The sequence below is a fragment of the Microtetraspora sp. AC03309 genome, assembly GCF_020826795.1.
GTDB classification, from domain to species: Bacteria; Actinomycetota; Actinomycetes; order Streptosporangiales; family Streptosporangiaceae; genus Microtetraspora; species Microtetraspora glauca.
In genome coordinates, this window is record NZ_JADDIL010000065.1 from 1 (window position 1) to 12,039 (window position 12,039).

Annotated in this window: 12 protein-coding genes; 7 read left to right on the forward strand and 5 right to left on the reverse strand. The window is 70.1% G+C overall.

The genetic code is table 11. From position 1 onward, the window contains the following. Window positions 1–371: 371 nt before the first annotated feature. On the reverse strand, window positions 372–1,940 hold the full coding sequence (locus tag IMZ11_RS31145; protein ID WP_228645999.1) for a recombinase family protein: 1,569 nt from the start codon (window positions 1,938–1,940) through the stop codon (window positions 372–374). A gap of 64 nt (window positions 1,941–2,004) precedes the next feature. Between IMZ11_RS31145 and IMZ11_RS31150 the strand changes: the two genes are divergently transcribed. The 5 genes from IMZ11_RS31150 (at window position 2,005) to IMZ11_RS31170 (ending at window position 6,032) form a co-directional block, all read left to right on the forward strand. Next, a complete protein-coding gene (locus IMZ11_RS31150) occupies window positions 2,005–2,781 on the forward strand; it encodes an ABC transporter ATP-binding protein (protein WP_228646000.1) in 777 nt (258 codons plus the stop codon). Then, the gene (locus IMZ11_RS31155; RefSeq protein WP_228646001.1) at window positions 2,781–3,506 is read left to right on the forward strand and encodes an ABC transporter permease; all 726 of its coding nucleotides are present in this window, start codon (window positions 2,781–2,783) and stop codon (window positions 3,504–3,506) included. Before IMZ11_RS31150 ends, IMZ11_RS31155 begins: the two co-directional genes overlap by 1 nt. 10 nt (window positions 3,507–3,516) lie before the next feature. Next, on the forward strand, window positions 3,517–4,650 hold the full coding sequence (locus IMZ11_RS31160) for a sensor histidine kinase (RefSeq protein WP_228646002.1): 1,134 nt from the start codon (window positions 3,517–3,519) through the stop codon (window positions 4,648–4,650). Next, window positions 4,647–5,252 (forward strand): response regulator transcription factor, encoded by a 606-nt coding sequence (locus IMZ11_RS31165; protein WP_228646003.1) that lies wholly within the window; start codon window positions 4,647–4,649, stop codon window positions 5,250–5,252. The genes IMZ11_RS31160 and IMZ11_RS31165 overlap by 4 nt, the downstream gene beginning before the upstream one ends. Window positions 5,253–5,696: 444 nt before the next feature. Continuing rightward, window positions 5,697–6,032, forward strand: coding sequence for a hypothetical protein (locus tag IMZ11_RS31170; RefSeq protein WP_228646004.1), 336 nt, complete (start codon window positions 5,697–5,699; stop codon window positions 6,030–6,032). A 517-nt stretch (window positions 6,033–6,549) separates the two neighbouring features. On the opposite strand, the gene IMZ11_RS31175 is transcribed toward IMZ11_RS31170, so the two are convergent. Beyond that, window positions 6,550–7,359 carry an SGNH/GDSL hydrolase family protein gene (locus IMZ11_RS31175; protein WP_228646005.1) on the reverse strand — a complete coding sequence of 270 codons (810 nt, stop codon included), beginning with the start codon at window positions 7,357–7,359 and terminating at the stop codon, window positions 6,550–6,552. A gap of 152 nt (window positions 7,360–7,511) precedes the next feature. Here IMZ11_RS31175 and IMZ11_RS31180 point away from each other — a divergent pair, with 152 nt between their 5' ends. Beyond that, entirely contained in the window at window positions 7,512–8,741 is a 1,230-nt protein-coding gene (locus IMZ11_RS31180; RefSeq protein WP_228646006.1) for an isochorismate synthase MenF, read from the forward strand. Here IMZ11_RS31180 and IMZ11_RS31185 read toward each other — a convergent pair. Continuing rightward, window positions 8,716–9,366, reverse strand: coding sequence for a YigZ family protein (locus tag IMZ11_RS31185; protein WP_228646007.1), 651 nt, complete (start codon window positions 9,364–9,366; stop codon window positions 8,716–8,718). The genes IMZ11_RS31180 and IMZ11_RS31185 overlap by 26 nt on opposite strands. 61 nt (window positions 9,367–9,427) lie before the next feature. Next, window positions 9,428–10,540 carry a winged helix DNA-binding domain-containing protein gene (locus tag IMZ11_RS31190; RefSeq protein WP_228646008.1) on the reverse strand — a complete coding sequence of 371 codons (1,113 nt, stop codon included), beginning with the start codon at window positions 10,538–10,540 and terminating at the stop codon, window positions 9,428–9,430. Between the two features lie 121 nt (window positions 10,541–10,661). Here IMZ11_RS31190 and IMZ11_RS31195 point away from each other — a divergent pair, with 121 nt between their 5' ends. Then, window positions 10,662–11,405: a GntR family transcriptional regulator gene (locus tag IMZ11_RS31195; RefSeq protein ID WP_061258598.1), complete on the forward strand. Its 744-nt coding sequence runs from the start codon at window positions 10,662–10,664 to the stop codon at window positions 11,403–11,405. Here the strand turns inward: IMZ11_RS31195 and IMZ11_RS31200 are convergent. Continuing rightward, the gene (locus IMZ11_RS31200; RefSeq protein ID WP_228646009.1) at window positions 11,392–12,021 is read right to left on the reverse strand and encodes a DedA family protein; all 630 of its coding nucleotides are present in this window, start codon (window positions 12,019–12,021) and stop codon (window positions 11,392–11,394) included. The genes IMZ11_RS31195 and IMZ11_RS31200 overlap by 14 nt on opposite strands. Between the last annotated feature and the right edge of the window lie 18 nt (window positions 12,022–12,039).

Sequence of the window (12,039 nt, forward strand, 5' to 3'; positions counted from 1 at the left end):
GTTCGGGGGTGGTAGCGGTGTTCGGGGCGGCGGCTGCCACGGCGGGACCCCGGGCGGGTGGGCGGGATGGCCAGGGAAGGGGGCACAGAAAGCGGCGACCACGGAAACCGGACATAGGGGACGGAAACCGGGCGGCGAGAGAACACGGCACGGGGCGGGCGACGGAGAGAAGTCCCGTCAAGGGTTAGATCAGGAAGCGGAGAGCGCGCGTCTGCGGGCGGCTGCTCGGGCTCTGGTGGCGGACTGGCCGGAGTTGAGCGCGCGGGAGCGTAACCGGCTCGGGCTGCTGCTGTCCGGGCGGGTCGTGTAGGACAGTAGCGAGGCTACCCCCGCCGTGTGGGATCGGCGGGGGTAGCGGCGTTGCCGGGGTGTCAGGCGGTTGCGTAGGGCGTGACGGGGTCGATGATCACTCGCTCGTTGATGGGCGGGAGGGACTTCCTGCGGCCCCGACCGATCGGGACGGCGGTCACGGTGGCAAGGAGGGTGATGATCTCCCTCTTGCGGCCTCGGCTCAGACTGGCCCAAGTGGCGGCGGTGTCGTCGCTGGTGAGGAACACGGCGAGCGGGCTTTCCCCCGTCGCGGCCTTCAACTGCTCGTTGATGCCGCTCACCAGGCGGTCGGCCTCTTCACACGTCTCCTGGAAGGTCTCCTCATCGATGCCCCCACGCGCGTACATCTTCCCGGCGTTCTTCTTGCGGGCCTCGATCGCGATCACTTCGGCGCGTAGGGCGGCGACGTCCACCGTCGCGCGCTGAGGCAACAGGTCGGCCAGATCCGGCCGTGACAGCCGTTCGATCATGACGGCCTCTACCCATCGGTCGGTCTCCTCGGCGGGGGTGCTGCAATGCCCGCCCGCGCGGCACCGGTAGATGGGGAGTCCCTGGGAGTTGTTGCGGACGGTCATGGTCGTACCGTCGTTGCAGACGGGGCATTTCATGATCAGGCTGACCAGCCATTTCGGGGTGTTACCGGGCGCGGTACGCCGCTTGGGGTCGGTAAACAGATCAATCAACGCCTGGCGCTCGTCCTCGGTGATGATCGCGGGAAGCGCGTTCTTACGGATGATCTCGCCCCGGTAGACCTGGTGTCCGGCGGTGCGGGGGTGGGTGAGGATCTGCTGAACGGTCTTGCTGTTCCAGCCCTTCGCCTCGACGGTCTTGCCGTCTCGCCGCAGCTTACGCGCGTCCTTCTGGCTGACGGTCAACACTCCGCGCTCGGCCAGCGACCGAAGAACCTGGTTCATCGGTACCCCGGACAACAGGTCGCTTTTCCACGACGTGATCTCCTCGGCTTCCTCCGTGTTGTGCTGGCCCATGTCCAGTACCGGCCGGTTCTCGTACTGGCGCTCCATCGTGGGGGCCTTGGGGTTGATGCACACCGACCTGACGCGGCCGGTGTCCACGCCCCACCCGTAGGGGCGGACGCCTCCGCCGTAGTCGCCGTTGCGGGCCTGGCGCTTACGTGCGAGGGCTACCCGCTCGCCTTTCAGGTCGGATTCCTGCTCGGCGTTGACGGTGTCACGGATGAAGTCGGCGCGCCCTGCGGCGGTCTTGAAGTTGTACTCACCCCCTCGGGCACGGGAGTACAGGCGTACGTCGTAGGTGAGGGCGTGCCGGATGAAGGCGTGTGCCTGGTCCACGCGTCGATGTAACCGGGTCGCATCGAAGATGATCAGCTTGCCCACCTGGCCGGTGGACATATCGACCAACAGGCGTTCGTAATCGGGCCGGTAGGCGTCTTCGTCACGGGCGCTGATGTCGTTGTCGCTGTAGGTGCGGGTGATCTCGCCTAACTCCTGGTCGTCGGCGAAGTCCTGGTTTTCGAGGTGCTGGGAGCTGACTCCATGTTCGGTGCCGTCGCGGTCCTGGGACTTACGGGCGTAGTCGGCCAGTTCGCGCGGGCCGTCGATTCGCTGGACCCGAATCTTGGAGATCTGCATTCTGGGCTCCCGTGGTGTCTGCGTTGTCCGATCTACCTCTATTTTGTGCCCTAATTAGGTAGTCGTGAAGTCCACCGCGATCGGCATGCTCCTCGGGCTGTTCCCGCCCGACTCCGGAACGGTCTCCCTCTTCGGCCGCGACCCCGAGCAGGCCGTACGGCACGGCCGGGTGGGCGCCATGCCGCAGGAGGGCGGGATCATCACGAGGGTCACCGTCCGCGAACTCCTGTCCTTCGTCTCCCGGACCTATCGGGAACCGCTCCCGCTCGACCGGCTCCTCGCTCTCGCCCAGCTCACCGAGCTGCGCGACCGGCGCGTGGACAGGCTCTCCGGCGGCCAGGCGCAGCGGGTCAGGTTCGCGATGGCCATCGCTGGCGACCCCGAGCTGATCGTCCTCGACGAGCCGACCGCCGCGCTCGACGTCGAGGCCAGGCGCGAGCTCTGGGCGAGCATGCGCGGCTTCGCCGAGCGGGGCAGGACGATCCTGTTCTCCACGCACTACCTCGAGGAGGCGGACGAGCAGGCCGACCGGGTGATCGTGATCAACTGGGGCCGGGTGGCGGCGGACGGCACCAGTGCCGAGATCAAGCGGGCGGTGGCGATGACCACCGTCAGTGTGACCGTGGGCGGGGAGGCCGCCTGGCTGGGCCGGCTTCCCGGCGTGAACCGCATGGAGGTCGCCGGCGACCGGGCCCGCCTGCACAGCTCCGACCCCGACGCGACCGTCATGGCCCTCGCCCGGGCGGGAGCCGTACGGGACATCGAGGTGACCCCGGCGGACCTGGAGGACGCCTTCGTCGCCCTCACCGCCACCGGACCGCTCGCGAAGGAGAACGCGTGATGTGGGGATATATCCGGCTAGAGCTGATCAGGTCCGTGAGGGACGGCGGCTACATCGTCTTCGGCGTGGTCATGCCCGTCGTGATGTACCTGCTCTTCACCAACCTCGGTCTGGCACAGGGCGACAAGCACGACGCGGCGATCTTCACGATGGTCAGCATGGCCGCCTACGGCGCGCTGGGCAGCGCGTTCAACAACGGCAGCGGCATCGCGGAGGACCGCGCGGCGGGCTGGCTGCGCCAGCTCAGGCTCACCCCGATGACGCCCGCTCAGGTCGTCGCCGGAAAGGTCGCCACCGGCGTGCTGGGCGTCGTCCCGAGCATCGCCGCCGTCCTGCTCACCGGTGCGCTGGTCAACCACGTCACCCTCACTCCGGGCCAGTGGCTGGAGATCATCGTGCTGCTGTGGGTCGGGACCATACCCTTCTCCCTGCTCGGCCTGGGCAACGGATACCGCCTGACCGGGCAGACCGCGGCGATGGCCAACCTCGCCACGATGCTGGGCCTGTCCATCCTCGGCGGCCTGTGGATCCCGGCCACCGGCTTCCCCGGCTGGCTGCGCGCGATCTCGGAGTGGACGCCGTCGAACAGCTACGCCGCGCTCTCCTGGCACGCCGCGTTCGGCGAGGCGCCCGCCCTCCGCGAGATCGCGATCCTGGCCGGCTGGCTGGTCGTCTTCGGCCTCTACGCCATGTACGGTTACCGCCGTGCGGGCAAGACAGCCTAAAGAGCGACAGATGGGCGCAAACCCGGCCTCCGATCGAGATACCTGGCTGAACCCGCTCAGCGAGGGGGAGCGCGGCCCGGACGCCAAGGGCATGTACGTCTGGGTCCTGCTCACCACCGGCGGGGTGTGGGACATCTCGCACGGGCGCTCCCATCCGCTCTGGCTCGCCTGGACCGCGGTGGGTCTCACGACCGCGCTCTACATCGTGACGATCCGCTTCGCCTTCGCCGACAACCACCGGGCGCGGCGCCTCTGGCTGCCCCTGCTGGCCGTGGTCGTTCTCCCGAGCGCCGCCGCGTTCGGCGACAACTGGCTCTACCTCCTGCTCGTCCTGGCGGTCGCGCTCGGTGTGACCGTCAGGAACAGGACGATGCCGCTCCTGCTGTTCGTGCTCTGCGCCTGCGCCGCCGCGATCGCGTGGTCGCGGGGTGCCGGACTCGCGGCCGTCCTCACCCTGGACTGGGGCATCTTCTGCTCGGGCCTGATCCCCGCGATGATCATCCGCCTGTGGGAGGCCATCCGCGAGCTCCAGCGCACCCGGCAGGAGCTCGCCGAGGCGGCGGTCACCGAGGAGCGGCTGCGCTTCTCCCGCGACCTGCACGACCTCCTCGGCCACACCCTGTCGGTCATCGTCGTCAAGGCCGAGGCCGTACGCCGCCTGATCCCCAGGGACACCGAGGCGGCGGCCGGGCAGGCCGCCGACATCGAGCGGATCGGGCGCGAAGCGCTGACCGAGGTTCGCGCCGCCGTCACCGGCTACCGGGGCCGCGGCCTGGCCGCCGAACTGGACTCCGCGCGTACGGCACTGGCCGACGCCGGGATCGCCCTCACGATCCGCACACCGTCCCTGAACCTCCCACCCGAGACGGACGCGCTGCTCGGCTGGGCCGTACGAGAAGGGGTGACGAACGTGATCCGGCACAGCGGGGCGGCCCGGTGCGAGATCGAACTGGACGAGGAGATGGTGCTGCGCGTCACGGACGACGGCGGCGGCCTCCCCGGCAGGAACGACCGGACGCGGCCGCGAGGACAGGGAAACGGCCTCACAGGTCTGCGTGAGCGGGTTCGGGCGGCCGGCGGGCGGCTGTCCACCGACTCCCCGCCCTCCGGCGGGTTCCGGCTGCAGGTGAGCCTGGACGCATGATCAGGGTCCTGCTGGCCGAGGACCAGGGCATGATGCGCGGCGCGCTCGCCCTGCTGCTCGGCCTCGAAGAAGACATCGAGATCGTCGCCCAGGTGCCGACCGGGGACGGCGTGCTCCCGGCGGCGCTGCGCGAGCGACCGGACGTCGCGCTCCTGGACATCGAGATGCCCGGGAAGAGCGGCCTCGACGCCGCCGCCGAGCTGCGCGAACACCTTCCGGAGTGCCGGGTGCTGATCCTGACGACGTTCGGGCGGCCCGGCTACCTCCGGCGGGCGATGGAGGCGGGCGCGTACGGCTTCCTCGTGAAGGACGGGCCGGTCGAGGAGCTGGCCGCGGCGATCCGCCGGGTCCTGGGCGGAGAGCGGGTCATCGACCCCGCGCTCGCGGCGGCGGCGCTCAGCACCGGGCCGAGCCCGCTCACCGACCGGGAGCGTGACGTGCTCGCCGCCGCCGGCGACGGCTCCACGATCGCCGACGTCGCCGCTCGGTTGCACCTCTCTGAGAGCACCGTGCGCAACTACCTGTCGTCGGCGATCGGCAAGACCGGGACCCGCAACCGGATCGAGGCGGCGCGCCAGGCCAGGCACAACGGCTGGCTCTGACCCGCGCCGGCCCCGGCCTCTCCTCCGCGGACGCCGGCCCCGAACCGGACATGAAGCCACTGTGCCGAGGCCCTGACGGTCATCCCATGGGAATCCCGACCGATTTTCCCGGCACATCGCCATGCCCTCCGCGCCGCTGACCACTATCAATTACTCTCAGTAAATCGCCACAGAGGCGATATATCGGACACTCATTGACAATTAGGTACATCCAGTCAGGCATTTCGGTCCGCCAAGATCCGCTACGCTATCCACCGTTCGTACAGCCCCGGCGGAAACCATTGCGTGCCGAGTGCGCAAATGTCCCAGGAATCCCGCGATGTGTCGATCGCACACGCGGCTCCGAAACGACATCCGCCGATATGGCATGCACCATTCCGCTCTCGCGGTATTCACATCGGTCCACCGAATGGACCTCCCTTCTACGAAAGGTTTGTCATGCGCATGACAGACGTCCTCCGCACGTCCGCGCTGGGTCTCGCGGCGACGGCACTCGCCCTCGGTCTCTCCGCCTGCGGCGGGTCCGACGGCGGGTCCGACAGCGGGTCCGGTGGCGGCATCGACAAGACCGCATTCGTCGCGAAGATGAAGGCGGAGCCGGACCTCAAGGACATCCCCGAGAAGACGCTGACATGCCTCGCGGACGCGGCGATCAAGTACGGCGACAAGGACAGCATCCAGGGCTACCTCGATGGCTCCGTCAAGTCGGTGGACGACATCAAGGGCCTCGGCAAGGAGAACAAGGAGGCCGAGCAGGCCGGCGCGAAGTGCGTCGAATAACCCTGCCCGCCAGTCGGATCACGGTGGAGTCCGCCGACCCGTCCCGCAAAAAGGCATAGGCGGCGTGACGCTTGTCGAATCCATCATCCCGCCCACATAGAATGACGATAAATTTACGGGCGGTCATGAGGCCGGATCCGTTGAATTACTTTTGAGCGCATGAGATCCCGACCCGATTGCGGCAGCCGTTCCCATGACGGAGATACGAGGACTCCCGGCAAATCCGGGAAAGATGTACCGCCGGGGTCATCCCTTCTCAGGGAATCATTCTCGCCCGAGGGTGCCAGGGCGACCACCCTTAAGGGATTTTATGCCGATATATGTAGGTTTGGCGGCGCAATAAACGAGTGATGGTGTAAGTCGCGGTGGTTCCCCGCCCTGTCCGGCTCTGCTTGGCGGTGCGGGGGGCCGCCCTGACCATGGCCACGGCCAGGTGGACACCATGCCGCAAGAAGGGGACCAGCACGAGGCTCACCGGCGCCTGGCGCAGCCTGACGCCGTCGCGTTCCGGCGACGTTCACACGAGCGCGCCGCCGGAGAACACCGCGTCGAACGTCACCTCGGCGAGCGCCCGCTGGCCGTCGCCGCTGGGATGGAAGTAGTCCCACACGCTCACGTGCCTGAGCGTGTACGGGAAGGAGAAGACGGCGCCGCCGTCATAACGGCAGGCCGGGCCGTACGCCAGGCAGGACTCCCCCAGCCGCTCGTTGTACGCCATGACCCGCGCCCTGACCCGCTCCCGCCGGAGCCGGTCCTTCCGCGCGGTCGAGGAGGGCTCGGCCAGCATCGACGGGCAGATGTGCCCGACCGTCCAGAAGGCCCGCGCGACCATGCTCGCCTTCCCCACCGACCACAGCCGCCGGAGGTCGGGGATGCTGCCGACGATCACCCGCGCGCCGGTCGGCCGCAGCACGGCGAGCGCCTCGTCCACACGCCGCCCGAAGACGTCCACGGGCGTCATGTCCTTCTCCGAGCCCACGCACGCGTCCTGCGCGCCGATCAGGATCGTGACGTACGCGGCGCCCTTCGCGACCGCCGCGCGGGCCTGCCCGGCGAGGTCCGCGCTCGTCGATCCCGGGACCGCGAGGTTCACGTTGTGTCCCGCTACCGCCGGGACCAGTTCGCGCAACCGCAGATAGTGGCTGTTCACCTCGGCGTCGTCCCCGGTGGACCAGGACCGTGAGGCGCAGGAGACGTACCAGCCGCAGGCGTTGAACCCGGCGCTGATCGAGTCGCCCAGCGCCGCCATCACCACCGGACTGGTCTGGGCGTACGCCGTGCCCGGCAGCAGGAGGGCCGCGACGGCGAGAACGGACGGGATCTTCATGCGCCCAAAGGTAGGGAGCCTCGCCTGGCCTGCTCCATCACCTCCGGGGAAGGCGTGCCTTCTGTGACCAACTTCCTATCACCGCTTGACAAGGGGGTCCCGCGAAGGGGGCTCATGTCGAACACGTTCAGTTTCTGCGTAAAGTGGTTCAAGTGAGTGTCGCTCTGATCCGCCCCCTCGTGGTGCGCACGGTCTCCGTCAGCGATCCCGGAGAGCTCGTCTCCTGCCTGCCTGACGCCGCGCCGTACGCGTGGATCCGGCACGGAGAAGGACTCGTGGGCTGGGGCGAAGCCGCCCGCGCCACGATCCCCCCGGGCCCGGACCGGTTCCGCCGGGCCCGTGACTGGGTGTCGTCACTCTTCCGGGACGCGCGCATCGACGACGACGTGGAGACGCCCGGCTCCGGGCCCGTCGCCTTCGGTTCGTTCACCTTCGAGGCGGACGCCCCCGGGTCGACCCTCGTCGTCCCGCGCGTGGTGCTCGCCCGCAGGGGCGGCCGCGCCTGGCTCACCACGATCGGTGCGGACGATCACAGCCCCGAGCTCAGGACACCCCCCACCCCGCCGGGCCGCATCCGGTACGACGACGGCTCGCTGACCGCTCCCGAATGGCAGCACGCCGTCGCCAGGGCCGTCCAGCAGATCAACGACGGGAGGCTCGACAAGGTCGTCCTGGCCCGCGACCTGACAGCCGTCGCCGAGAACGACATCGACGTCCGGGTCCTGCTGTCACGACTGTCCGCCCGCTATCCCGAGTGCTACACCTTCTCGGTGGACGGCCTCACCGGTGCGACACCGGAACTGCTGGTCCGGCACCGGGGCAACGCCATCGAGTCGCTCGTCCTCGCCGGGACCACCCCGCGCGCCGACGAGCCCGCCGAGGACCTGGCCCGAGGCGCGGCCCTGTACGCGTCGCCGAAGGACCGGTACGAGCACGTCTGCGCCGTCAGCTCGGTCAGGGAGGCCCTCGCTCCCCTGTGCTCCACGCTCGACGTGCCGGACGAACCCGAGCTGCTCGTGCTGCCCAACGTGCAGCACCTCGCCAGCCGGGTCAGCGGCCGGCTGTCCGACGGCGCCTCCGTCCTCGACGTGGTGGCGGCGATGCACCCGACGGCGGCGGTCGGCGGCACGCCCACCGGCACCGCCCTCGACGTCATCCGCGAGCTGGAGGGCATGGACCGCGGCGGTTACGCCGGGCCCGTGGGCTGGATCGACGCCAGGGGCGACGGCGAATGGGGCATCGCCCTGCGCTGCGCGCAGATCTCCGGCAACCGCGCCCGCCTTTTCGCCGGATGCGGCATCATGGGCGACTCCGACCCGGTCGCGGAACTCGCCGAGGCCCACGCCAAGTTCCGCGTCATGCGCTCCGCTCTGGAGAGCTGACCGCCCGGTCCTCCCTGAGGTGGACGCCCTCGCCCGGAAGGGCGATGGCCCGCCCCGCCGTCACCCCCGCGAGCCAGCCGGCGAACCCGCCCCGCGCGTCGTCGGCGACCGCCACCTCGAACGTGACGTCCGCGCCGTAGTCCACGGCCCGGACGGGGTACGGCGAGGCGCGCAGGTCGTTCTCCAGCCGCCCCGAGTGCGCGTGGTCGACCACCACTGACATGATCGTCGCCGGGATCATCCGCACGCTCGTCGCGCGGTCGAGCGTCTCCCCCACGGCTCCGCCGTACGCCCGGACCAGGCCGCCCGCCCCGAGCAGCACGCCGCCGAAGTAGCGGGTGACCACGGCCACGACGTCGGCGAAGCCGCGCCGGTTGAGCACCTCCAGCATCGGCGTGCCCGCCGTACCGCCCGGCTCCCCGTCGTCGTCGGCCTTCTGTGCCCGCGACCCGATCACGTACGCCGTGCAGTTGTGGTTGGCGTCGCCGTACAACCGCCTGCGGCCGGCGATGAACGCCCTGGCGTCCTCCTCCGTCCCCACAGGAGCGAGCGCGCAGATGAACCGCGAGCGGCGAACCTCGGTCTCGTGCTCGATGGGATCGGTGATGGTCAGGTAGGAGGGCATCACGCCAGCGTAACCAGCCCACCGCCTTTACAATGTAGATTCATTACGCCGCCGGGTCCACTCACCCGACGACGAGCTCGGCGGGACGGCCGAGCAGCGCGGTGATCCGCTCGGCGGCGGCCTCCAGCGGCCCTCCCGGCACCGGTTCGATCAGCTCGACGGCCAGCCGCCCGTCCTTGGCCTCCCACACCCCGGCCACCCTCCCCCGGTGGACCACGACCGGGGAGATCCAGCCCGCCGCCCGGCTCACCTTGGCCCGGGCGGCCGCGGGCAGCAGAGCGTCGAGGTCGCGCGGAGCGCCCAGCACATATTGGTCGAAACCCGGCAGCAGGTGCACGGACTCCGACGGCCGGGCGGCGGCCAGCGCGTCCACGTGCTCGGCGAGCGCCACCATGGGCGCCCCCTCCACCTCGACCTCGGCGAGCTCCGGGCCGAGGTCGCGGAACCACCCGCGCAGCACCGCCTTGCGCATCGTGCCCCGCGACAGCCAGGCGTCGAACATCTCGGGGGTGGCCGGGCCGTGTGCGCCCAGGAACGCGCGCACGAGGGCCGTGCCCGCCTCCTCCGCGGACGGCGGCGCGTCCGGCCGGCCGGGCAGTCGGTCGGAGGGCCGGGCGAAGGTCACCCGCCCGTCGCGGGGCGGGCCGTAGCACAGCTCCCCCAGGAAGCTGAGCGGCTTGAGCAGCGCACCCCAGCCGGAGGTGAGCGCCTCACGCAGATGGCCGTCGCCGGTGGCCTCGGTCACGGCCTCGACCAGCTCCTCGCGAGTCAGGGAGCGCCCCTCGAGCACCTGCGGCACCGCGCCGATGATCGCCTCGACCTCGGCGGCGGTGACCCCGTGCCCCCGCTGCCACGACCCCTTCTCCCAGAACCGCAGCGCGCCCAGCGTCGCGCAGTACGTCGCCAGCTCGTCCGCCGGGACCAGGTGCAGCGCTCCGCGCATCAGCCACGTCTTGACGAGCGTGCGGTCCTCCCACAGCGCCTCGTCCACCGCACCGGACCTCGGGTCGGCCGATCGCACCGCCAGCGCCAGCTCGGCGGAGGAGGCCACCTGGGCCTGCACCCCGCACAACCGGCGGGCGATCGCCACCGGTCCGGATCCGGCGGCCGGCTCGACGAACTGGCGCTCCAGCCGCCATGCGAGCACCTGGGGCCAGGTCAGTTGAAGAGTCACGCCCGATGTTCTACACCCCGCCACCGACAGACGGCCGCCCCGCGCATCGTCTCCATGAGCGGGCATCCGACGGACACGGACCGTTTCGTCAGGACATTCTGATGTCCGCTAACCTCGACGTGTGACTTCCGAGCGCCTGGACATCGACCTGGACCGGTCGAGCCCCGTCCCCCTCTATTTCCAGGTCGCCGAGCAGATCTCGGAGGCGATCCGGCGCGGCGACCTCGCTCCCGGCTCCCGCCTCGACAACGAGATCCAGCTCGCCGACCGGCTCGGGCTCTCCCGTCCCACCATCCGTCAGGCGATCCAGTACCTGGTGGACAAGGGCCTGCTCGTCCGCAAGCGCGGCGTCGGCACCCAGGTCGTCCACGGCCAGGTCAAGCGGTCGGTGGAGCTCACCAGCCTCTACGACGACCTCAGGCGCTCCGGACAGGAACCCGCCACGCGGGTGCTGTCCATCGACACCGAGCCCGCCGACGAGAGCGTCGCGGCGGTCCTCGCGCTGCCGGAGGGCACCGAGGTGCTCAGGATCGAACGGCTCCGCTACGCCGCGGGAGAGCCGCTGGCCCTGCTCCACAACTGGCTGCCGCTCGGGCTGGCCGACCTTTCTGCGACGTCGCTCCAGGAGCGCGGGCTGTACGAACTGCTGCGCGCGGCCGGGGTCAGGATGCGGGTCGCCAACCAGCGGATCGGCGCCCGTGCCGCCACCCCGTCGGAGGCGCGTCTCCTCGATGAGCGGCGCGGCGCTCCCCTGCTGACGATGGTCCGCACGACCTACGACGACCAGGGAAGGGCCGTCGAGCACGGCTCCCACCTCTATCGGGCGTCGCACTATTCGCTGGAGGTCACGCTCATCGAGCGGTGACGGACTGCGGCTCGTCCTCGGCCGCCCGGACCTTCCGCTTGAGCCAGACCGTGGTGCCCAGGCCGAAGAGCAGGGCGGCGACCAGCCCGACCCAGGAGAAGCCCTTCAGCCACTTGTCGGCCACGACGCCCAGATAGTAGATGGCGGTCGTGGTGCCGCCCGCCCACACGATGCCGCCGAGCACGTTGGCGATCAGGAAACGCCAGTACGGCATGCGCAGCGCGCCCGCCAGCGGACCGGCGAGGATCCGCAGCAGGGCCACGAACCGGCCGAAGAACACCGCCCACATGCCCCACCGGTCGAAGAGCCGCTCGGCCTTCGCGATGTGGGCGGGCCCGAAGTGCTTGGGGAACCTCCGCCCCAGCCGGTCGAACAGCGGCCGGCCGCCCTTCCAGCCGATGTAGTAGCCGATCGAGTCGCCGATGATCGCCCCGGCGCTGGCGCACACCCCCACCACGATCGGGCTGACCACGCCCTTGGACGACAGCAGCGCCGCGCTGACCAGGACGATCTCACCGGGAAGCGGGATGCCCAGGCTCTCCAGCCCGATGACCACACCGACGAGGACATAGACCCAGACGGCTGGGATCGTCTGCAGCCACTCCTCGATGTGCATGTCACTCCTCATAAACGG

What these genes read in the sequence shown, in the direction of transcription:
- IMZ11_RS31165 (WP_228646003.1), top strand. Translation starts at nt 4,647, where the DNA reads ATGATCAGGGTCCTGCTGGCCGAGGACCAGGGCATGATGCGCGGCGCG.
- IMZ11_RS31155 (WP_228646001.1), top strand. Translation starts at nt 2,781, where the DNA reads ATGTGGGGATATATCCGGCTAGAGCTGATCAGGTCCGTGAGGGACGGC.
- IMZ11_RS31145 (WP_228645999.1), bottom strand. Translation starts at nt 1,940, where the DNA reads ATGCAGATCTCCAAGATTCGGGTCCAGCGAATCGACGGCCCGCGCGAA.
- IMZ11_RS31160 (WP_228646002.1), top strand. Translation starts at nt 3,517, where the DNA reads ATGGGCGCAAACCCGGCCTCCGATCGAGATACCTGGCTGAACCCGCTC.
- IMZ11_RS31170 (WP_228646004.1), top strand. Translation starts at nt 5,697, where the DNA reads ATGACAGACGTCCTCCGCACGTCCGCGCTGGGTCTCGCGGCGACGGCA.
- IMZ11_RS31200 (WP_228646009.1), bottom strand. Translation starts at nt 12,021, where the DNA reads ATGCACATCGAGGAGTGGCTGCAGACGATCCCAGCCGTCTGGGTCTAT.
- IMZ11_RS31175 (WP_228646005.1), bottom strand. Translation starts at nt 7,359, where the DNA reads ATGAAGATCCCGTCCGTTCTCGCCGTCGCGGCCCTCCTGCTGCCGGGC.
- IMZ11_RS31185 (WP_228646007.1), bottom strand. Translation starts at nt 9,366, where the DNA reads ATGCCCTCCTACCTGACCATCACCGATCCCATCGAGCACGAGACCGAG.